Here is a 21,400-nt window from a genome sequence, read left to right as displayed (position 1 = left end):
TCTTGGACTTCTGATCTGTTCCTATACCCGCAAGGATGAAGCTAAACAATACCAAAACGCTGACCGTCATCAACAGTGATCTCTTCATGCGCTCTCACCTCCCTGATGAGCTCCCGGTATGCATTCTGCTGGGTATCCGAGGCATAGTCTCTGTTCAGTTCAAATAAGGTTACACAGTTAATGAAGTCCTTGCCGCTGTTCAGTCTGATGGTCAGACGCAGGCAATGAATGATATAGTCTATTCCCTTGGCATACTGCTGGCGGGAGATATGATAGATCGCAATCTGATAATAGAGACGGTACACCCGGTCTACATTGATCGTATCCTGGAATTGTTCGAAGCGCAGCATCTCCCGGGAAAAGCGCGACATCACCGCATCAGCGGAGAACCCGAAGCGGTTGGCCGACTCCATAATGATCACCATGCCGGACAGAATCTCGCCGGGATGCTCGGACAAGAACGCGATATAGGACGGCAATACAGAGATGTTGCCCATCAGAATCTCCAGCGTGAACCCGTTGGCCGTGGCAAACAGCTTGAAGCTGTCCACACTGCTGCGCCCCTCGTCATCCAGCATCTCGAACCATCCCAGGTCCGCATAGCCGGCGGTATATTTCTTGGCCTGCTCATATTCCCCCTGCTTCGTAAGCGCGGAAGCCTTCAGCAGATAACCGTGCCCGTAATAGACCACCAGCGGGCGTTCCGCCTGAAAGGGCTCCCCTCTCCTCGCCTTGCTGCGGCGCAGCTCCTCGCGGTAGATTCCGCTTGCTAACGCCCTCAGCTCATCGGAGAATTTCTCCACATCCTTCCAGCGGTGCAGCGCGAAGCATACCTTCGCCAGCTTCAGCAGCCCGTCCAGCTGCATCTCCTCGGGAAGCAGCCCGCGGTACGGCTCGAAGCTGATGACGGCGCGCAGCTTCTGCTCCATATCCACATCCGGAGTAGACTGCAAGGACATGAAGATACGGTACTGGCTAATCGCCATACGCTCGGAATAGCTGTCTTGTTCATGGTCTACAATCAGCTTGTAGAATACGATGGACTCCTGTACTTTGCCGCTGCAGAATAGCCTCTCTGCCACCCTGTAGATGATATCCAGCGGCCGCTGATATTCCATAATCCGCCTTAAGACCTCTTCAATGCATTGCTGCTTGCCCATCTCGGCACATTTAACCAGGAAGGGCTCGATACGGCGGCGGGAGATCCGCTCTTCACTGAAGCACTCATCCACATACAGCGGATACAGCCAGCCTTCCGGGAAGCCGAAGGCCCGGATCATGGCATCGAGCTGTCCCAGCGAGATGGGCTTCGGCGGATTGCCGTGAAGAATGGCGCTGAGACTGCCGCGGTTCAGGCCGGAGACTTTGGCAAATGAGGCAAGATTATGGCCCGAGCGGGACAGACTCTTCTCGATTTCCGTACGTAATGTAGTCAGCTTCGCCTCCACCCGGCACCTCCCTATCCATCATTCAGGTTATCCTTCTATTAATTGCCATTATAGGACAACACTATGAAAAGCACAACAAAATGGCCCCACATTAGTAGGACCATGATTAACAAACACCGTCAGATGCTCGGGTGTATTATAGATTATTGCTGCAGAGCCGCCTGATTCCTGATCCGCTGGCTCTTCTTATTCTTGCCGTAGGGCGCGGCTCCATTCTTGCGGCTGCGCAGGCTCTCCATCATCAGGTTCTGGGCCATCACAATATATCCGTCCAGCCGCTGGCTAAGCTCCAGCACTGCATGGTCGCTCAGACTCCGTTCCTGGGCCACCTCCAGCAGCTCGCTTCTTAAATTCTCTATAGTAAGGAACAGCTCATCTTCTCTGTAATCCCGGCCGCTAATATCAGGAGAATTCTGGTAAAGGTTCACGGTTACTCACCTTCTCTCTATCAACTTCTCCCTTATCATAAATCATGATGCCAAAAAACAAAATTTGCAAAAAAAGAAAAAAATGTCGGCGGAAGTATAAATAAGCTCTGTTATTTATATATCCTCCGGAGGCTCCGGCCGCGAATACCGCTCTCCTAATACATTCATCGCAAAAGCAATCCACTCCCTCGCGGCAAAGGACAGATAGCGGTCCTTACGCCAGATCATGCCCAGCTGCCAGGGAATCACCGGCTCGGTCAGGGGAATCACCGCAATCCGCGAACGGTCGATATCCCGGCAGATGGTCTCCGGCAGCAGCGCAATGCCCATTCCGGCGGCCACCATCCGGCTGATCAGATCCCATTGGGAGCTTTCATAGACCACCTTGGGCTGAAAGCCCGCCTTGACGCATTCCGAGATAATCCGGTCATGGAGGGCGAAGTCCTCCCGGAACAGGACGAACTCCTCCCCGGCCAGCTCTTTCAGCGGCACCTGCTGCGCTCCGTCCAGACGGTGGCCTGTGGGAACCAGCAATTCCAGCTTCTCCTCCACAAAGGTGAAGCAGTGGAATCTGGCCGGGTCCACCGGCAGTACAATCGCCCCGATATCAAGCAGGCCGGACTCTACGTCATCCTCCACTTTCTTCGCCCCGTCCTCATGCAGCCGGATCGTCACCTCGGGATACTTCCGGTGGAATTCCCCGATGACCGCCGGGAAGAAGCTGGCCCCCACCATGGGCGGAAGTCCGATACGGATATGCCCCTGCTTCAGATTGCGCAGGCTGTCCAGCTCGGAGGAGAGGCTGGCAAAGGACTCTACAATGTTCTGCGCCTTGACGAGCAGCAGCTCTCCGGCATCCGTCAGACGGATGCTCCGGCCTTCGCGGTAGAACAGATCGGCTCCCAGCTCCGTCTCCAGATTGCGGACCATCTTGCTGATGGTCGGCTGGGTGATATACAGCGATTCTGCGGCTCTGGAGAAGCTGTTCAGCCTGGCAGCCTGCACGAAATACTCCAGCTGTCTGATATCCATTAGGTACCCTCCATGCATAGACAATTAGAATGTGAGCTATTCAATCCATTCATTGTACCTATGAAAGAATTAGATGTAAAATTTCAGTAAGAGATGAAAGGAGGTAATCATGATGAAAAAGATTGCCTTAGGCTTACTGCAGGTGGCCGGACTAACCGTGTTCTCCCTGCTCGTTAACGGATTAACCTCACTACTGCATATTCCGCTTCCCGGAAGCATTATCGGGATGATTCTATTATTCCTGCTGCTCGAATCCGGCGTGATCCGGCTGAACTGGGTGGAGGCAGGAGCTTCATGGCTGCTGGCTGAGCTGCTGCTGTTCTTCATTCCATCGGCTATCGGGGTCATGAACTACTCGAAGCTGCTGGAATCCTTCGGCCTGCAGGTACTGGCTGTTGTGCTGGTGGGCACCTTTGCTGTCATGGCCAGCTCAGGTCTGCTGACAGGCGTTATCTATAAAGTAAAGGAGCGTAGAAGCTCATGATGACTGGACTATTATTCCTTGGACTTACCATTGCGGTATATCTTATAACTAAACGGATCTATGCGGCCAGCGGTAAAATGTACACTTCTCCGCTGATCATCACTCCGCTGGTAATCATCGGCTTCCTGCTGATCACAGGCAGCTCTTATGAATCCTACAATGCAGGCGGCAAATGGCTGTCAGACCTGCTTCAGCCGGCGACAATCGCCTTTGCGATTCCGCTGCACAAGAACTTCAAGCTACTCAAAAAGCACGCCGCCGAAATTGCGGCAGGCGTGCTGTCAGGAACGGTAACGGCTGTACTGTCGTCCATGCTGCTGGCCAAATTAATGCACCTGAGCGGAGATCTCGCCACCAGCCTGGTCCCCCGTTCGGTAACTACGCCGATTGCCATGAGCATCTCGCAGAGCATCGGCGGAGTTCCCAGCATCACCGCAGTCTTCGTCATTCTCACGGGTGTGCTTGGAACGATGATGGGGCCCTCGGTGCTGCGCCTCTTCCACATTGAGAATGAAGTGGCACGCGGAGTCTCGCTGGGCACTGCAGCGCATGGCACCGGTACCTCCAAGGCCTTCGAGCTTAGCTCGCTGACCGGAACCATCTCCAGTATCTCGATGATTCTGGCGGCGCTGTTCTCCATTGGGCTGGCACCCGCACTGATCGCAGTGTTCATTCATTAAGCAGCTTCCTGGCCCTAAGACGGAGGCCTACAGCTTCACAGGCAATCCGCTCTGGGCGGATTCATACGCGGCGCAGGTTACCTTCAGCGTCTTGTACCCGTCTTCATAATCGCTGAGAATGCGGGAGCGGTCTCCGGTACGGACAGCGTACAGGAATGCCTCGCTCTCTACTGCGTAAGGGTTGCCCGTATTCTTGTATTCCTTGCTGTCCCCGCTGCGGACTTCGAGCAGACGCTCCGGATTCCAGTCAAGCATGCCGTTGTCATTATAGAAGCTGATTCCGGCCTTGTTCACCTCACCGGGCAGCACACAGGTATTGGAGATGCTGGCGATAATGCCGCTCGCAAGCTTCAGCGACACGGTGCCCACATCGGCTACGGTCACCCCTTCATGCTTCTCATGCATAATCCGGTTGCCGAACATGCCGTAGACCTCTGTCACCTCACCGGCCAGATAACGCAGCAGGTCAACAATATGCGTCGTCTGCTCCGTGAATTGCCCGCCGGACTGCTCCTGATTGCGCCACCACGCCACGCCGGGCATTCCGCCCATCCATTCTCCGGTAATCATCCCTACCTTGTCTCCGGCAAGCGTCTGCTTCAGCCGCTGGATATTCTCCTGATAGCGGAAATGATAGCCTACCGAAGTCAGCAGCTGATGCTGCTTGATATCCTCCAGCAGACTGGCCGGAATGGCCGTACTTGAGCCTAGCGGCTTCTCGATGAAAAAGGGGATATCCCTGCGGATCAGCGCCCGCTCAATCGCCCCGTGCGACTGTGGCGGCACACAGATGTAGACGGCATCCAGCTTGTGGCTGTCCAGCATCTCGGTCATCTCCCCGTAGCCTTCGGCCCCGTAAGGGCGGGCCATCTCTTCTCCCTTAAGCTTGCTGCTGCCGCAGACCGCCTTCAGCGACACATCCTCCATGCCCGCCAGCAAATCCGCATGTACCTTGGAGAACCAGCCTGTTCCAACAAGTCCGATATTAAGCGTCATGTCATTACCTCCTGAGTTGTCTGGTGAATGCCTTTTCAGTAGATTATACCCGCTTAGGTCATAACAGAGTAGTCCCGCCACTCCTCTGGGAGCAGCTGCCGGTAGGAAGGCTGCATGAAGCGGTCGTCTGCGAGCACAATGACCCCGCTGTCGCTCTCACTGCGGATCAGCCGCCCTCCAGCCTGCTGCACCTTGCACATGCCAGGGTAGATATAAGCATAATCGAAGCCGTTCTTGCCCTGTGACTGGAAATAGCTACGGAGCAGATTGCGCTCCAGACCCACCTGCGGGAGTCCGACCCCCACCACCATTACCCCGTTCAACCGGTCGCCGGGCAGATCCACCCCTTCGGAGAAAATACCGCCCAGCACGGCAAAGCCAAGCAGCGGCTCCGGGTTATCCGGGCGGAAGGCCGCCAGGAAGCTCTCCCGCTCCGGCTCGCTCATCCCGCTGCCCTGCAGCAGCGTAGGCACTTCAGGGTACTTCTCAGTGAACACCTCATAGACATTCCTCAAGTACACATAAGAGGGGAAGAAGACCAGGTAGTTGCCCTTCTTCGAGACCATGCCTTTAAGAGCATTACTAAGCGGCTGTAAGGAAGCCTCCCGGTCATGAAACCGGGTGGATACCGGCAGGACAGACACCTGCCACTGCTCTTTGTGAAAAGGCGAGGCCAGGCTCAGACTGTAGTCCTCCTCGCCTGCACCGATCATGTCCCTGTAGTACGAGAGCGGGGAGAGGGTCGCGGAGAACAGAATCTGGCTGCGAAAGCTCTTGCCCATTTGCTGCAGCAAATGCGACGGATCGAGATTGAACAGCTTCAGATACACATCTCCGCTGCGCACCTCGGCATAGGTAATGTAGCGTTCATCGTAGGTTTTGAAGGTGCGAAGCATCCCCTGTACTGCGTAATAGGTATCCAGCAGGCTATCCGCCCCGTCCTCCTCCGGCTGCACAGAGTTTACCGGGGAAGAGGAATTCAGCAGCTCCAGCTCCGCTTCGGCTGCGAAGTTCTCCAGCAGCTCCGGCAGCTCCTCCGGATAGGGCGCCCACTCTCCCGCACCCTTATCACCGCAGATCTTACGCAGCGCAATGAAGAAAGTGTTCACCGCTTTGGCGGCAGTGCCGAGCCGGGGATTCGCCGTTTTGTAGGTCCGGCTGAGCGCCAGGAAGGGTGCCTTGGTAAGCGCGGCCGAATACATCTCCCGGCCCCTGTCCACCAGATTATGCGCTTCATCCACCAGCAGCACGGTGTTCTTCTTACGCTCCTCAGACATGCGCTTCAGACTGATGCGCGGGTCGTAGATATAATTGTAATCGCAGATAACAACATCGCAGGCATAGGCGGCATCCAGCGAGAATTCAAACGGGCAGACCTGATGCTTATGGGCATAGCCGGCGATCGTCTCCCGGGTCATCAGCGTCTCATGCTCCAGCATATCAATCAGGGCGCCGTTGATCCGGTCATAATAGCCCTCCGCATACGCGCAGGAATCCGTGCCGCAGATGCCTTCCTCCCGGAAGCAGGCCTTCTCCTTCGCCGTCAGCGCAATGACATGCAGATGCAGCCCCCGGAGGTTCAGCATCGTGGCTGCCTCCTGCGCCGCGATCCGTGTAACGGTCTTGGCGGTCAGATAGAAGATACCGGCCGCCTTGCCTTCACCCAGCGCTTTCACCGCCGGAAACAGGGTGGACATGGTTTTGCCGATGCCAGTCGGTGCCTGGGCGAAGAGATTCGCCCCCTCAGCAATGGAGGTGTAGACTGCGGCGGCGAAATGGCGCTGGCCGGGCCGGTAAGCCGAGAATGGAAAGGACAGGTTCGTGATGCTCTCCCCTCTCTTCGCCTTGTAACGGACCATCATCTCGGCATACGGTGCATACCTGCTTACCGTTTCTAGCGCAAAGGCCGTCAGCGCTTCACGGGACATCTCCCGGTAGAGACTGTACTGTGCCTCGCTTCCCCGCTGCACATAGGTGAGCTTCACCTGAATGCAGGGAAGCTCAAGATCCGTTGCCAGCATGTAAGCGTACATGTAAGCCTGCGCCCAGTGTACCTCCTTCCCTTCAAGCGCAGGGTCCGGGATTCCGGCCATGGACTTAATCTCCTCCACCGTCAGGCTCCCATCCTCCGCCGTAAGCAGGCCGTCGCAGCGTCCGTCAATCTGGAACAGCAGCTCTCCGTAAGCAATTCCGGTCTTCAAATAGACCTCCTTGCGGTCCCCTTCCTTGTATTGCTTCTGGATCAGCTGATGGCTGCGCGTCCCCTCCGCCATGGCGGCTCCGCTGCGGAAGCCCGGCTCCAGACTGCCGCTGCTGTAGGCAAATTCCACAAGCGCCCTCACGGACAGTGTGATTTCTGTATGCTCCATCCGTCCCCACCTCCAATAATTTCCGCCAGCTTCCGCTGCATAAGGCTCATATTCTTCGTTTAACGCCGATATTCCCCCGCCTGAGGGAGTGGCCTGCGCCGGGTTCGTTCTAGCCGTAGTTTACGCGCGCTCCAGGGAGTATACGGCCGCTTCTGATTTTTGACATTCCTTCCCTGGCACTGCATAATAAGTTCTATTGATAATGGTATTCTTATGTCCTCATGCTGCTGTTTCCTATCACCCGGGAAACCTGTTCATTCTTCAGAAAGAAGGCGAAGCTGTGTCATCCCAAACTGTGAAACGCTGGCTCCTTAAGCCATTTGTGTTCTTTTCCATTCTTTTTCTGTTCAAAAGCCTGCTGGCCTGGGGTGTAATCTTTGATGATTTGCAATTCTGGAAATCCGTATTGACGGAGCTGCCCTTTGTCTGGGCCCTGTTTTTCCTGATTGAGCGCTTTGCTTCCAGACGGAAGCTCGGCTATTACATGACGGTCAATCTGCTGGTTACCGCGATCTTTTTTGCCGCCATTATGTACTTCAAATATTACGGGGTCATTGTCACTTACCATGCCGCCGAGCAGGTGAACCAGGTCACTGCCGTCAAGAACAGCGTGTTCTCATTGATGGACCCTTATTATCTGCTGATCTTCACCGATATTATCGTGCTGGGCTTCTACTTCTTCATTAATAAGAACGGACGCAATTATAAAAAAGACCAGATCAACCGGCGCAGCGGCCGGACGCTGCATGTCGTACTGTTCGCGGTCTCGCTCGGACTCTGCCTGTTCAATATTCTTCCGAATAAGGCGAGCATGAATGAGATCAAGAAGGCCCAGGAAATGGGCATCCTTAATTATGAAGCATACACGATCTTTGCCAAAGATAAAACCGAGCTGGTCCAGGCCAGTGAAATCACACAGGGCACGATTAATCAGCTCAAGGGCATCGACCCTTCAGCAGTCTCGGCTTATGCCGGTGCCGCCAAGGGCAAGAATCTGATTGTGATCCAGCTGGAGTCCTTCCAGAACTTCCTGCTTGGTCTGAAGGTAGACGGCCAGGAGATTACCCCTAACCTGAACCGCCTGATGGAGGAGAGCCTGTACTTCACGAACTTCTATCAGATGGTCGGCCAGGGCAACACCTCCGATGCGGAATTCGTGGTCAATTCGTCCTTCTATATTCCTCCGCAGGGTGCGGCTACCATGTCTTATATCGACAAGCAGCTGCCGAGTCTCCCCCGTCTGCTGGGAGACAACGGCTATCAGACGGCCACGTTCCACACCAATGTAGTGGAATTCTGGAACCGGGGCGAGCTGTACAAAGCCCTCGGCTGGCAGAAATATTACGATCACCAGTTCTTCGGTGACGAGGATGCCTTCTTCTTCGGCGCTTCCGATGAGGTGCTCTACCGCAAATCCTCGGAGAAGCTGAAGGAAATGAGCGATGCGGGCCAGCCGTTCTATGCCCAGGTCATCTCCATGTCGGCGCATCACCCGTTCACTATTCCTGAAGAAAAGCACAAGATGAAGCTTCCTGAGCGGTATGAAGGAACCTTTGTCGGCGATTATGTCCGGTCCCAGAACTATGCGGACTATGCCTTTGGACAGTTTGTAGATGAACTTAAGGACAGCGGATTATGGGAGAACAGTCTGGTTATGGTCTACGGCGACCATATGGGACTGCCGATCTATTCCCTGGATCATGACGACAAACAGTTAATGAAGGAAATCTACGGATATGATTACAGCTACGCCAATATGCTCAATATTCCGCTGCTTATCCATGGCGAAGGAATTGCTCCGCAGAAGCTTGCGCAGGTCGGCGGAGAAGTCGATATTATGCCTACAGCTGCCAGCCTGCTGGGGGTATCCATGGATAACAACATTCATTTCGGCCAGGATCTGCTCAGCCAGTCCTACAATCTGCTGCCGCAGCGGTATTACCTGCCTACCGGCTCCTTCATCTCCAGCTCTGCCCTGCTGATTCCGGGCAACAGCTTCGAGGATAATACCCAATATCCGCTGGCGACCGGAGGTACTGCTCCGGCCGGCAACGAGGATGAATACAACCGCGCTCTGCGGCTGCGCCAGCTGTCTGACAGTTACGTTACACAATTGCCGGACAAAGAACCTGCCGCAGAATAGCCAGTTTTGGGGTAAGCTTGGCCTTACCCCAAAACTGGCTTATCTTTTAAAAAAATCATCCTAACGGGTGATTAGGACTACCTTCGCTCGAGCACAATGCATGCTGTTTTTCACATACATTTGGTCCATATGCCTGCTTGCGAGCACAATGTATGCTGTTTTTCACATACATCTGGTCCATATGCCTGCTTGCGAGCACAATGTATGCTGTTTTTCACATACATCTGGTCCATATGCCTGCTTGCGAGCACAATGTATGCTGTTTTTCACATACATCTGGTCCATATGCCTGCTTGCGAGCACAATGTATGCTGTTTTCCACATACATCTGGTCCATATGCCTGCTTGCGAGCACAATGTATGCTGTTTTTCACATATATCTGGTCCATATGCCTGCTTGTGAGCACAATGTATGCTGTTTTTCACATACATCTGGTCCATATGCCTGCTTGCGAGCACAATGTATGCTGTTTTCCACATACACTTGGTCCATATACCGTTGTATCAGCCCAATGGATTCCATTTTAAGTAAAATAACAAGTAAGGGTAAGCTTGGGCTTACCCCAAAGCATATAAAATCTTTCAAGACACGAAGCAGCGCCTCTCCGTAACGGGAGAAGCGCTGCCTCTTTGTGATGCTTATGTTAACGCTCCTGATTCTCCAGCATGAGATAATAATCCGCGAAGTTCTCCAGCTCTGCCGGCTCCAGAATGGCCAAATGCTCTTCCAGCAGCAGCAGTGACCGGCGCTGTGCTTCTTCCAGCACCTCTTGTCCCTTGCCGGTGATCGTGACGATTACCGCTCTGCGGTCATTCTCGTCCGTCACGCGGGCGATCAGCTCCAGCAGCTCCAGCCGGTCCAGCATGACAGTGACTGCACTGGACTTCACCTCCATCTTGTCCGCCAGCTGAATCACCCGTGCCTGCTGCTCCTGAAAGATCATATGCAGCAGCCCGAATTGCGGCACAGTCAAGCCCAATTCCTTATGCAATGACATCTGCGACATGATTCTGCGCTGAACCTTCCACATGGATAATCCCACACGTTCGATCAAAGGATTGATTTCTTGCGACATTCCTTCAGCTCCCAGTCCGTTTGTTCTGCTTCAAGCGTACCATTATACGGGTCCGGCAACAATATTTTTTGAATTTAAGATAGGATTCAGCGCCTATTTTCAATGATTTTTTATACATAATCCATCATTTTCCGACACAAAAATTCTTTTTCTGACGTCTGCTCAAACCGCAGCGTATGCGCTATAATCGTAGCAGTGAACCCATAATTCACTTAATCTTTTAGAGTCAGGGCTGGTGATATTTGTTATGAAATTGGCAACAAAATTAACATGGATGATGCTGATTGTATTGCTGCTGGTTGGTTCATCCATAGGCTTCTTCGGTTATCATGCGGCCTACAAGCAGATCGATGAAGCTGCAGGCATTGAATTGGTAGGCTGCGCGAATATCACTACCGGCCTTATTGATCCTGCCGACATAACCGCTCTGGCTGCCGGGGATTCCAGCAAGCTGACCGCGATTGAAGACCGCATCGGATGGATCAGTGATCACAAGCCTATTTTCAAAGAAGCCTTCATTCTATCACTGGACGGCAAGGTGCTGGCCGCTGACCAAAACTTCAAAAAACGCGGCTACAAAGCTGGAGATTCCTTCTACTTCTCAGATGAAGATAAACAAATGATTATCAAGATGAAGCACTCCGCCTACTCGAAGGTGTATACATATCAGGGCACCTCCCTCAAAACCGGCTACGGCCCCATCTATCAGGACCATGACCCTACCAAACCCATCATTGCATTAATGGCGATTAACTTCGACGGCCCCTTAATTCAATCCCGGACCATGGATATCATCACCCAGCCCTTCCTGATCGGCAGCTCCATTCTGATTATTGCGATTCTTGCCGCCTATCTGCTGATCCGCCGGATGGTCAGCCCGCTCACCAAGCTGTCTGCATCCGTGAATACGGTAGCCCAAGGCGATCTGACCCGGGAACCGCTGCTCTTCACAGCTAAGGACGAGATCGGCGAGCTTGCCCGCGACTTCAATGCGATGACTCTGAATCTGCGCAACCTGATTACACAGGTCAATGATACGTCCATGCTGGTTGCCTCCTCTTCCCAGGAGCTGTCCGCCAGTGCCCAGGAGACCAACCGCGCCGGAGAGCATAGTGTTAATGTCACCCTGGATCTCGCCGACGGGGCGCATACCCAGCTGCAGAATCTGGAGGGCAGCTTCAAGGCCGTACAGGATATGTCGCATTTCATTACCGAGATTGCAGGCAATGCCGACAGCGCAATGAACCAGGCCGCCATCAACTCCCAGAAGGCCCGGACGGGCCGGGAATCTATGGACTCGACCACCTCCCAGATGGCCATTGTGGGCGCAAGCATCTCGGATCTATCCGGTATTATCGAGACGCTGGGCAGCCATTCCAAAGAGATTGAGAATATTGTCGGCACTATTGCCAGTATTGCCGAGGAGACGAATCTGTTATCCCTCAATGCGGCGATTGAAGCCGCACGGGCCGGAGAAGAGGGCCGCGGCTTCGCCGTTGTGGCAGGCTCTGTACGCAAGCTGGCTGAACGTTCGGCCGGATCTGCCCGCCAGATCGGTGAGCTGGTCAGTCTGATTGTCCAGCAGATGGACAAGGCCGGAGAGACCATGAAGCACTCCACGGAAGAGATGCATCACGGCAAAGAGATGATTATAGCGGCCGGCCATTCCTTCTCCGAGATTGAGTCATCCGTCTCCGATATGTCTGCACATAGCCAGCAGATCTCAGCCACTGTGCGTGAGCTGGCCCTGCTCTCTGACGGACTTGTCGCTTCGATCCAGAAGATCGTAGCGGTCTCCAATCAGACGGCCGAGGGCGCGGAGACCTTGTCCGCCTCGTCTCAAGAGCAGCTTGCCGCCATGCAGGAGGTCGAATCCTCCGCCGCATTCCTCTCCTCCCTGGCAGAGAAGCTGCAGGTATTGGTCGAGAATTTCAAAATCTAGACCGGAGCTTTATATATTATTCATGAAAAAGGCTGCCCTGATGTGGAATAACCCTCCACGTCCAGGACAGCCCTTTTTGTGCAACAGCAATCAGATACATTATGCCGTATTCTCAATGAACCATTGGCCCAATTCGTTAACCGGCATCGGACGCCCGTAGTAGAAGCCCTGCATCACCCGGCAGCCCAGCGATTGCAGCAGTTCAATCTGCTCCGTAGTCTCCACGCCCTCCGCCACAACCTCCATGTTCAGATTGCTGGCAATGGCAATGATGTTGCTGATGATCGCTTTCTTGGAATGCATCTTACTCTTGCGGATGAAGACCTGATCAATCTTCAGGGTATTCACTGGAATCTCATCCAGATTGCCAAGCGAAGAGAAACCGGTTCCGAAATCATCCAATGACACCCGCACACCGAGATCCCGCAGCTTGGAGAGCTGGGCTACCGTCTCTTCCATATTGTTCATCGCAATCGACTCGGTAATCTCCAGTTCAAGGAAATGCGGCGCAAGGCCCGAACGCGACAGCGCCTCTTCCACTACCTCATACAGGCTTCCGCCTTCAAACATCCGCGCCGACATATTAATCGAGACCGCTACACTGGCAACCTTCGCCTGATGCCAGAGCATATTCTGTCCGCACACCTCATGCAGCATCCAGTATGTAATAGGGACAATCAGGCCGGTCTCCTCGGCGATCGGAATGAACTCTCCCGGAGAGATGACGCCATGCTCCGGATGTCTCCAGCGCAGCAGCGCTTCAAGCCCCACGGTGACATTCAGCAGCGAATCCCATTTGGGCTGGTAGACCACCATGAATTCCGAGCGGGCCAGCGCCTTGCGCAGATCCTTCTCAAGTGACATCCGCCGGACCTGATGACGGTTCATCTCCAGATCGAACACACTGAATTTATTCTTGCCCGAATCCTTGGAGGTATAGAGCGCCGTATCGGCTGCCTTCATTAGCGCCGAACGGTCGGTGCCGTGCGCCGGAGTCATGCTGATTCCCACACTCGCAGTTACGTACAATTCGTTACCTTCAATACTGTAAGACTTCTTGAGCTCCTGGAGGATATGCTGTGCTACTTCCTCTGCCGCCACGGTGGTGCAATCCGGCAGCGCAATCAGGAATTCATCCCCGCCAAGCCGGAACACCTTCCCCTTCCCATCCACGCAGCAGGTCAGCCTCGCAGATACATCCCGCAGCAGCAAGTCGCCAATATCATGGCCCAGCGTATCATTAATCGATTTGAAGCGGTCCAGGTCAACAAAAAACACGGCGCCGGAGATCCCGCCGAAGAAATCATCCTTGAAGTAGCGCTCCAGACCATGCCGGTTCGGCAGCTCGGTGAGCGGGTCATGATAGGCCATGCGCTCCAATACATCCCTGTCCAGAAACACAGTCCCGCCGGAGACTGCCAGCACGAACAGGGTAACCAGTGAAATCCCTGTCAGCAGAACCACATCGGTCTCCATCAGCATCGGGGCGGGCGCCTGCCAGCTGTAACTATGCAGGTCGCTTGCTCTCAGACTCGTATAATGCATACCGGTAACCGCCAGGGCGATGAATAGAGCCGAATACAGCTTCCAGCGGTTGAAGCCTGTATGATCCTTGAATCTGCGGAACATCAGAACTCCGATGTAGGAAGCGGCAAGGGCAATCAGTACCGATACAGCCTGATCCATTGCCCTGTAATGAATCTTGGCCTCCATCTCCATCGAGGACATTCCGGCATAATGCATGAACGATATGCCGCTGCCGAGTATGCCGCTGCCCGCGAGAAGCCGCCAGCTTCTCTGGCGGGGAGCCGTAACCAGCTGAAGGGTTGCATAGCAGGAGGACATAATAATAAGCAGGGACACGCCAGCCATCACCGGATGGTAGCTGGCCTTGAACGGCAGGCGGCTGGCCATAATGCCGACAAAATGCATGGCCCAGATCCCGCCGCCAAGGACACAGGCACCCGAGAGCAGCCAGAGACGTCTGACCCGGCCCGCGGAATGGGAAACCTGCGAAATCAGATTAAGCGCGGAGTACGCTGCTGCGGCAGCTAGCGCATAGGATAGTAAAACGATCCAGATATTATAGTGGATTCCCATTTGATCCATAGTTGACCTCTTCACTGGTTATAGTATCAGCGTCGTTTCAGGGTCTATCTTAAGTTATAAATCAATATACGAATAGCGGATAAATGGAAGAGTATATAATGATTGCAGGTATTCTCTGAAAACTAACTTTAGCTGTATTTTACCTTGTATTCACCGGGCTGTCTAAGTAAATAATGGAACTTGGACCCTTTTTTGAACGCCGGCAAAAATTGTCCATATTTGTCCTCAGCCGCCTGCGCGAAGGGTTGGAAATCCGTTGTCCCGGGAGGTGTCCGGCAGGAACGCCCTGCGCCAGATCCAGGCATTAGCAGCTACCAGAATTACCATGTAGATGTATATTCCTGCAGGAATCAGGGTGAAGACATAGTGCACTCCGGCCAGCCCCCCAAGAATGAACAATTGTACAAAAGCACTGCCGGTGAATTCCTTCCGCTGCGCCGCCTCGTACTTCTCCGAGAACGGGAGCGCCTTCGGGAACGTAAGGAAGCAAATCACGGCATACAGCAGCAGAGCCAGCAGGACGACTGCCATATCTGCAATAATCCAGGAGCCCAAGAGAGCGATGAACACTGCCGCCTCCAGCAGAAAGAGCGGCACCAGCAGCTTCACGACCGCTGCCTTCAGCATTCCCCGGTAGACCAGCCCCTTGCCCGGTAAAGGAATCACCTGATAGATCCATGCCCCCTTATAGCTGGCCGAGTAACGGACCATCTGCACGACTGTCATCAGCAGCAGCGCGCTGTAATAGATAAACAGGAAGGACTTGGAGCTTCTGATCCCGGCCAGATCGCCGCTCCACACCTGATTGAAGATGAAGATAAAGGGAAAGATCAGCGAGAAGCCGATGGTCGGATATACCCGGAGCTTGAACTCGCGTTCATTCTTCATCATCGACCAGGTGAAGCGGAAGAACATGGCCTCCGCTTTGTTCCGGCATACGGTCTCGGACAGCACACGGGCAAGCCGTCCGCTATCCCGGCCCTCTGCGCCATGCTCAGCCAGCTTCTGAAGGCTGCGTTCAAATACCGGCATCAGCCGGATGTAGGCGGCGAACATCACGGCAGGCACCACCACAGAGAGCGCTGTCAGAATAATCACGGACCGGCTTCCTGTTCCTCCGCCCAGCAGCTCGAACGGCGCCCCGAACCAGACCGGAGCCAGCAGGAAATGCCACCAGGCGGGAGTGAAATCCAGCCCCAGCTCCGATAGATTGAACATCCTGCTAACCAGCTGCGCGCCGACAGTTACCGCCACAGACAGGACAATCTGAACGTAGTTGATGATGTCCTTGAGCTTTTCCCCGTCAAAGAACCTCAGGATCAGCAGATAGATTAGCGCAGTGAACACCAGGATGAAGCCGTCCATCAGCAGAATCTCAGCTGCGTACACGAAGAAGAAGCCCGGCCCGTGCCGGAATAGAGAGAACAGCAGTGAGGGTCCGGTGAAGGTCAGTGTTAAGGTCAGCAGATAGATCAGAATATGTAAGCTCTTGGCCATGTTCAGTGTGCGGCGGTCCACCGGCTTGGAGAAGAGGATGTTCTTGTCGCGCAAATCCAGCATCACCGTCGAGAAATCGGAGATCAGCGTCGTGGTGATCAGGAACATCACGATACTGAACAGCAGACTCATCATCAGGATATGGTGGTCTCTAGGCGCAACCATAGCGATCAGCATCAGCCCCAGCAGCAGATAGAGCCACTGGACTCTGAAGGGGGAGCCCTCCATCTCCAGCTTGGAATTCTGCGACCCGGAGAACAGGGTAGGTGTCCGTCTGCCATCCATCGTCAGCTTGACCTGAAGAATACGGCGCATGAGCGCATAATCGGCTCCCAGGCTCTTAAAGATCCACTGTACCCGGTCAAGCAGCTTCAGAATCAGGAATTCATTCATGCCCCGCACCCTCGCCTATCACAGCCACGAACTCGCTTGCAATATCCCTGTATTGATCGAACCCGGTCAGCTGATTGAAAATCTCCTCCAGTGACCCCTCCCGGCTCTGCTCCCGCAGCTGCGTGAAGGTTCCGTCCGCGACAATATCGCCTCCGTCCAGCAGGATGATCCGGCTGCTGATTCGCTCGACCACATCCATAATATGCGAGGAATAAAAGATGGTCTTGCCCCTGGCGGCAAGCGTGGCGAAGATCTCCTTGACCACCATGACACTATTGGCATCCAGCCCGCTGAGCGGCTCATCCAGGAACAGAATATCCGGGTCATGCAGCATGCTGGCAATCAGCAGCACCTTCTGCTTCATCCCCTTGGAGTAGGAGGCAATCCGCATATCATAGGCCTTCTCCATTCCCAGCAGCCCCATCAGCTTCCGCGCCTTGTCATCGGCATCCGCCTGCTTCAGTCCGTACAGCTCACCGGTGAAGGTCAGATACTCCCGCGCTGTCAGGCTGTCATACAGCTCTGCTACCTCAGGCACGTAACCGATTCTTTTTTTGTAAGCCGTATCCCCGTCCGAGATATCCCTGCCAAAAATCCGTATGGTCCCGTTGTAACCCTCCACCAGACCGAGCATAATCTTGACTGTCGTGCTTTTACCGGCCCCATTGGGTCCGATATATCCGATAATCTGCCCGCGGTATACCTTCAGATCAATCCCCCGCAGCACCATCCGGTCACTATAATTCATCCACAAGCTCTCAATTGAAATCACCGGCTCTTCAGTTAAGCCCATTGACGTCTCTCTCCCTTCGGTAAGCACACTCTTCCTTCAAGCAACAGAAAGTACCATTCACCCTATTCTAGCAAATTTTAGCACTTGATTCCTGTGATTTATCGCAGCGTGATTTCTGCATAGACCCGAAAACAGCAAAAAGAGCAGCCCTTAGGCTACTCTTGATGAACTTGCTATGCTACTGAGGAAGCGGTGCTATTGCGCCAACAGATTATAGATAACCTGGGCCGCCTGTGCTCTCGTGGACAGCTCCTGCGGGTATAATCTTCCATTATCCCCCTTGATCACTCCGTGTTCCGCAAGAGCCTGCAGGGCTTCTTGCGCATAGCCGGCAATCTGCGGTGCATCGCTGTAAGCGGCAAGGGTTACGCCTCCAGTCCGTCCGGGAAGCTCGCCCAGCGTATTCAATGCGCGATACAGCAAGGTGAACAGCTCCTGCCGTGTAATCTGCCGATCCGGCTTGAACTGGTTATCCCCGGAGCCGGAGGCAATCCCCAGCTTCTTGGCAGCCGCCAGATAAGAGGTGTAATAAGTAGCCCCCGCATCGGTAAAGTTGGCGGCTCCTTCATTCTCTGGCGCTATTCCATAAGCCTTGAGCAGCAGAACAATGAATTGGCCTCTGGTTACAGCGGCATTCGGACTGTAATTGTTGTCTTCCGTGCCGGAGGTTATTCCTCTGGCTGCCAGGAAGCTCACTGCGTTGTTATACCAGGCACTCTCCGGCACATCGGTAAAGCTCACTTTGTTATACCCGACAATGTACTGGGAGAAATGCGGGGTAACGAAATTCACACTGGCCGCCGCCTGGCTATACCCGCCGCGAATCGTTTCCAGGCTGCCGGATTCCGTAATATAATAGATCACCAAAGCATTGGCATCCTCAGCTTCCTTCAGAGTATACGGCACACTGATACTGGCTTTCCCGCCGCCGAACGCCTTGATCTCACTCTCGCCCGCAGTCAGGGACAGATCATAGACCGGACGGTTGCCGAGTACGGCCTGCCCCTCCTCGCTTAGCGAGACCTTGGCGATCCGGATATGGATATCCCCGCCGTCTGCCGCTCCGCTGATGCTGGCTACGGACCGGGCATCGAGTGTAATGGTTCCCACATTCAGATAGTTCACTTTAATCTCAGCCTTCGTCCCTGAGGCCAAAGCATTGAAAGCACTTCTTGGCAAAATCAGCTCTGCGGTCTGCGTATCTGTCTTAGTCTCCACCTTAATCTCCAGGATAGCTTTTTTACCGGCAGCTTCAGCCTTGATGAGGCTCTCCACCAGTCGGGAGAGCGTATCCGCTGTAAGGGACGCCGTAGTTACTCCGGTAGTGTCATCGGTAGTGGCCGAAGCCGTTGACGATACTATCACCGTCTCCCCTTCTGTTGTCGTAACAGGCTCACTGCTGACGGGTGCGGCCGGTGCTGATCCTGGCACGGTTCCTGGCGGTGTACTGCCGGATGATGCCGGAGGATTGCCGCCGGAAGCCGGTACATACTCAGGCACAATGACGCTGGCCGCCACCCCCGCCTTATAGCCTTCTTTGGCTGAATATCGGACGTCATACGTACCCGGAACCAGACCGGTGATCTCCGGGCCTGTTGCATACACGTAGCTCGTAGCCGTAGACAGCTTATATTCCTGAGCTGCCGTGGTACCGGTAATCCGGCCGTCCTTATTCGCTGCAGATGTTGGAGCAATCCCGGCCAGTCCCGTTGGGGCTGCCTGCTCAGCCGTATAAGCCGGCACGGTTACATCCGCAGCGCGCCCCGCCTTATAGCCTTCTTTGGCTGCAAATCTTACATTGTATACACCCGGCACGAGTCCGGTAATCTCACCCTCCGTCGCATAGACATAATCTGTGACTGTGGAGAGCTTGAACTCTAGTAGCGTGGTGGTGCCTGTGATCCGTCCATCCTTATTCTCGGGAGTGGTCGGTGCAATGCCTGCCAGTCCGGTCGGCGCCGCCTGCTCCCCGTAGGCAGGAACCTCAACCTCGGTTGCCGGGCTGGCGCTATAGCCTTCTCTGGCAGGATATCTCACCAGATAGATCCCCGGGGTCAGTCCAGTGATCAAAGAACCTTCTACTTTGAGGTATTCAGCGCCTTCAGCCAGCTTATATTCCTGTCCGGCCACCGTCCCTGTAATTTGCCCGTCAATATTCTCCTCTGTAGTAGGAGCTACCCCCGTCAATCCGGAAGGTGCCGCCTGGGACTCAATATATTCCGGCACCACTACCTTCACTGGAGCTCCTGCCGGGTAAGAGATGGCTACTGCACCGCCAGTGGACGTAATCGGCCCCTGATACCCCGGCTTGGAGGCGTAGCGGACAGTGTAGGTTCCCGGAGCGAGTCCGGTAATTGAGTCGCCTGTTACAGGGGTGTATGCAGTTCCCCCCTCCCTTGTGTACTCCAATGCTCTGTTTGCTGTGCCTGCAATCTGCCCGTCAGTACCTCCGGCCGCAGCCGGGGCTATTCCTGTCAATCCGCCCGGCACGCTCTCCAGTCTCGAATACAGAGCCGACAACGCCGCAACGGTATTGGAATATCGGACGCCGGCCGGATACACGCCAGGATATCTGGTATCCACATAACCCGGCTGAATGTTCGTCCAGGAGTACATCAGCTCCACATGCCCCAGGATCGGAGCGCTATTCCCCGCTTCATCCTTATTATTCTTGCTGTAAGTGAACAGATACGGAACCTGAAGCCGGTCGCCGTTGATCTTGACGCCGCTCGCATCGGTATAGCTGATGACGGAAGGCTTCGCCGCCGTATTGTTCTCTGTCTTGATGTTGGTCAGATAGGTGTTAACCAGATCGACATACAGGTTCGCATAGGGATGTCCTGTTAGCCGGATCTGAAGCTCTTCATTGCCGTGCGGATTGGCCGGATAGGTACCGCCGCTGTTATTATCCGGTTCGGCGACAGTCACCCCGGCATCCAGCTTGGTGTCGAAGAAATATATTTTGTCCACCTGATATTTTCTGGCATATTCGTTAATGTATTTGATGACCGCTTGCGTATTCGGGCACCAGGACCCGCCGAACAGAACCGCATAATTCCCGTCACTGGCCAAAATCTGCTTGAGCTGATGGTAGGTAACATGCTCATAGACAAGACTGCCGTCCCCTTCCGTGAAGATTGCCGGCTTCCCCGGATTCTCCCCCAGATAGTTCTTATTGAAGGCCGCCTTGATATAAGCTGACTCATCAATCGTGTTAATGGAAGGCACCGAACGGAATACAGGCTCCAGCAGGGCTTTGTAATCCGCAACCTTAACAGGGTCCAGCTTTCCGCCAGTCTGGAAATCACTCCAGGACCTGCTCTCGTTCAGATAAGATACGATAGGGGCACTGTTGCCCTGGCTGTCCCTATGATCCTTGTTGTATACGAACAGAAAAGGCGCTTCAAGCTTGTTCGCAGTAATTACGGCTCCCGCTTTGTTTACGTAGCTGACATTATGCTCGGGAATGCTTTTGTCGTACAAGGCAAGATTCTTCAAGTACTTATTGACCAGATCCACGTATTTATATGCATACTTATTATTGCTGTCAGCAATATCCAGGCTATCTCCATCCAGCTTCGTATCAAAATTATAAATGGTGGATATACCGTACGCCTTGGCAGCCTCATTAATAAAGCCTATCTCTGCCTGAGTATTCTCACTCCACGCTCCGCCCACCAGCACAGCGTAATTCCCTTCGCTCTCAAACAGATGGACGATGTCCTCATACGTCGCTGTCTTGAACACATGTTTCTCGTCCTTCAAATTGCTGTAGACATTGTTGAAATAATTATAATGGCTTACACTGCCCCCGGCAGCAGCCTGAACGAAGGCTTCCGTTTCCGGCACGGCCTGGTCTGCTGTTGCCTGGCGAACCGGGAGAACAAATAGAGAGGCTGCCAGCAGCAGCGGAACTATCTTTTTGAGCTGAATCAGTTTTGTCATTATGTGCACCTCGACTCGGATTGGGGTATGTTCTGTAACGGCCAGCGGACTTCAGAAGCAGGCTT

The 21,400-nt window shown here is 54.0% G+C and carries 14 protein-coding genes; 4 read left to right on the top strand and 10 right to left on the bottom strand.

Features of this window, described 5'->3' with window-relative positions; genetic code table 11:
- Positions 1-41: 41 nt before the first annotated feature.
- From MKY96_RS30980 to cidR, 3 genes are all read right to left on the bottom strand, one after another.
- Entirely contained in the window at positions 42-1,448 is a 1,407-nt protein-coding gene (locus MKY96_RS30980) for a DNA-binding protein (RefSeq protein ID WP_340946445.1), read from the bottom strand.
- A 143-nt stretch (positions 1,449-1,591) separates the two neighbouring features.
- A complete protein-coding gene (locus tag MKY96_RS30975) occupies positions 1,592-1,876 on the bottom strand; it encodes an aspartyl-phosphate phosphatase Spo0E family protein (protein WP_340946444.1) in 285 nt (94 codons plus the stop codon).
- A 114-nt stretch (positions 1,877-1,990) separates the two neighbouring features.
- On the bottom strand, positions 1,991-2,908 hold the full coding sequence (cidR, locus tag MKY96_RS30970; RefSeq protein WP_340946443.1) for a cidABC operon transcriptional activator CidR: 918 nt from the start codon (positions 2,906-2,908) through the stop codon (positions 1,991-1,993).
- Positions 2,909-3,020: 112 nt separating this feature from the next.
- On the opposite strand from cidR, the gene MKY96_RS30965 reads away from it, so the two are divergent.
- Positions 3,021-3,392: a CidA/LrgA family protein gene (locus MKY96_RS30965; RefSeq protein WP_036692167.1), complete on the top strand. Its 372-nt coding sequence runs from the start codon at positions 3,021-3,023 to the stop codon at positions 3,390-3,392.
- Entirely contained in the window at positions 3,392-4,072 is a 681-nt protein-coding gene (locus MKY96_RS30960) for a CidB/LrgB family autolysis modulator (protein ID WP_340946817.1), read from the top strand. The genes MKY96_RS30965 and MKY96_RS30960 overlap by 1 nt, the downstream gene beginning before the upstream one ends.
- A gap of 27 nt (positions 4,073-4,099) precedes the next feature.
- On the opposite strand, the gene MKY96_RS30955 is transcribed toward MKY96_RS30960, so the two are convergent.
- A complete protein-coding gene (locus MKY96_RS30955; protein WP_340946441.1) occupies positions 4,100-5,068 on the bottom strand; it encodes a Gfo/Idh/MocA family protein in 969 nt (322 codons plus the stop codon).
- 53 nt (positions 5,069-5,121) lie between these two features.
- Positions 5,122-7,437 (bottom strand): ATP-dependent DNA helicase, encoded by a 2,316-nt coding sequence (locus tag MKY96_RS30950; RefSeq protein WP_340946439.1) that lies wholly within the window; start codon positions 7,435-7,437, stop codon positions 5,122-5,124.
- A 202-nt stretch (positions 7,438-7,639) separates the two neighbouring features.
- Here MKY96_RS30950 and MKY96_RS30945 point away from each other — a divergent pair, with 202 nt between their 5' ends.
- Positions 7,640-9,580, top strand: coding sequence for an LTA synthase family protein (locus MKY96_RS30945; protein ID WP_340946437.1), 1,941 nt, complete (start codon positions 7,640-7,642; stop codon positions 9,578-9,580).
- A gap of 644 nt (positions 9,581-10,224) precedes the next feature.
- Here MKY96_RS30945 and MKY96_RS30940 read toward each other — a convergent pair.
- Entirely contained in the window at positions 10,225-10,656 is a 432-nt protein-coding gene (locus tag MKY96_RS30940) for a MarR family winged helix-turn-helix transcriptional regulator (RefSeq protein ID WP_340946436.1), read from the bottom strand.
- Positions 10,657-10,903: 247 nt separating this feature from the next.
- Between MKY96_RS30940 and MKY96_RS30935 the strand changes: the two genes are divergently transcribed.
- Entirely contained in the window at positions 10,904-12,598 is a 1,695-nt protein-coding gene (locus tag MKY96_RS30935) for a methyl-accepting chemotaxis protein (RefSeq protein ID WP_340946434.1), read from the top strand.
- A gap of 99 nt (positions 12,599-12,697) precedes the next feature.
- On the opposite strand, the gene MKY96_RS30930 is transcribed toward MKY96_RS30935, so the two are convergent.
- The 4 genes from MKY96_RS30930 to MKY96_RS30915 form a co-directional block, all read right to left on the bottom strand.
- Positions 12,698-14,707, bottom strand: a complete 2,010-nt coding sequence (locus MKY96_RS30930) for a putative bifunctional diguanylate cyclase/phosphodiesterase (RefSeq protein WP_340946431.1) — start codon at positions 14,705-14,707, stop codon at positions 12,698-12,700.
- Between the two features lie 225 nt (positions 14,708-14,932).
- Positions 14,933-16,597: a hypothetical protein gene (locus MKY96_RS30925; protein ID WP_340946429.1), complete on the bottom strand. Its 1,665-nt coding sequence runs from the start codon at positions 16,595-16,597 to the stop codon at positions 14,933-14,935.
- The gene (locus MKY96_RS30920) at positions 16,590-17,390 is read right to left on the bottom strand and encodes an ABC transporter ATP-binding protein (protein WP_340946427.1); all 801 of its coding nucleotides are present in this window, start codon (positions 17,388-17,390) and stop codon (positions 16,590-16,592) included. The genes MKY96_RS30925 and MKY96_RS30920 overlap by 8 nt, the downstream gene beginning before the upstream one ends.
- 195 nt (positions 17,391-17,585) lie before the next feature.
- The gene (locus MKY96_RS30915; RefSeq protein WP_340946425.1) at positions 17,586-21,335 is read right to left on the bottom strand and encodes an S-layer homology domain-containing protein; all 3,750 of its coding nucleotides are present in this window, start codon (positions 21,333-21,335) and stop codon (positions 17,586-17,588) included.
- Between the last annotated feature and the right edge of the window lie 65 nt (positions 21,336-21,400).

The sequence above is a fragment of the Paenibacillus sp. FSL R7-0302 genome, assembly GCF_038006885.1.
GTDB lineage: Bacteria > Bacillota > Bacilli > Paenibacillales > Paenibacillaceae > Paenibacillus_AQ.
The sequence above is the reverse complement of the archived record's forward strand: the minus strand, read 5'-3'. Positions and strand labels throughout refer to the sequence as shown.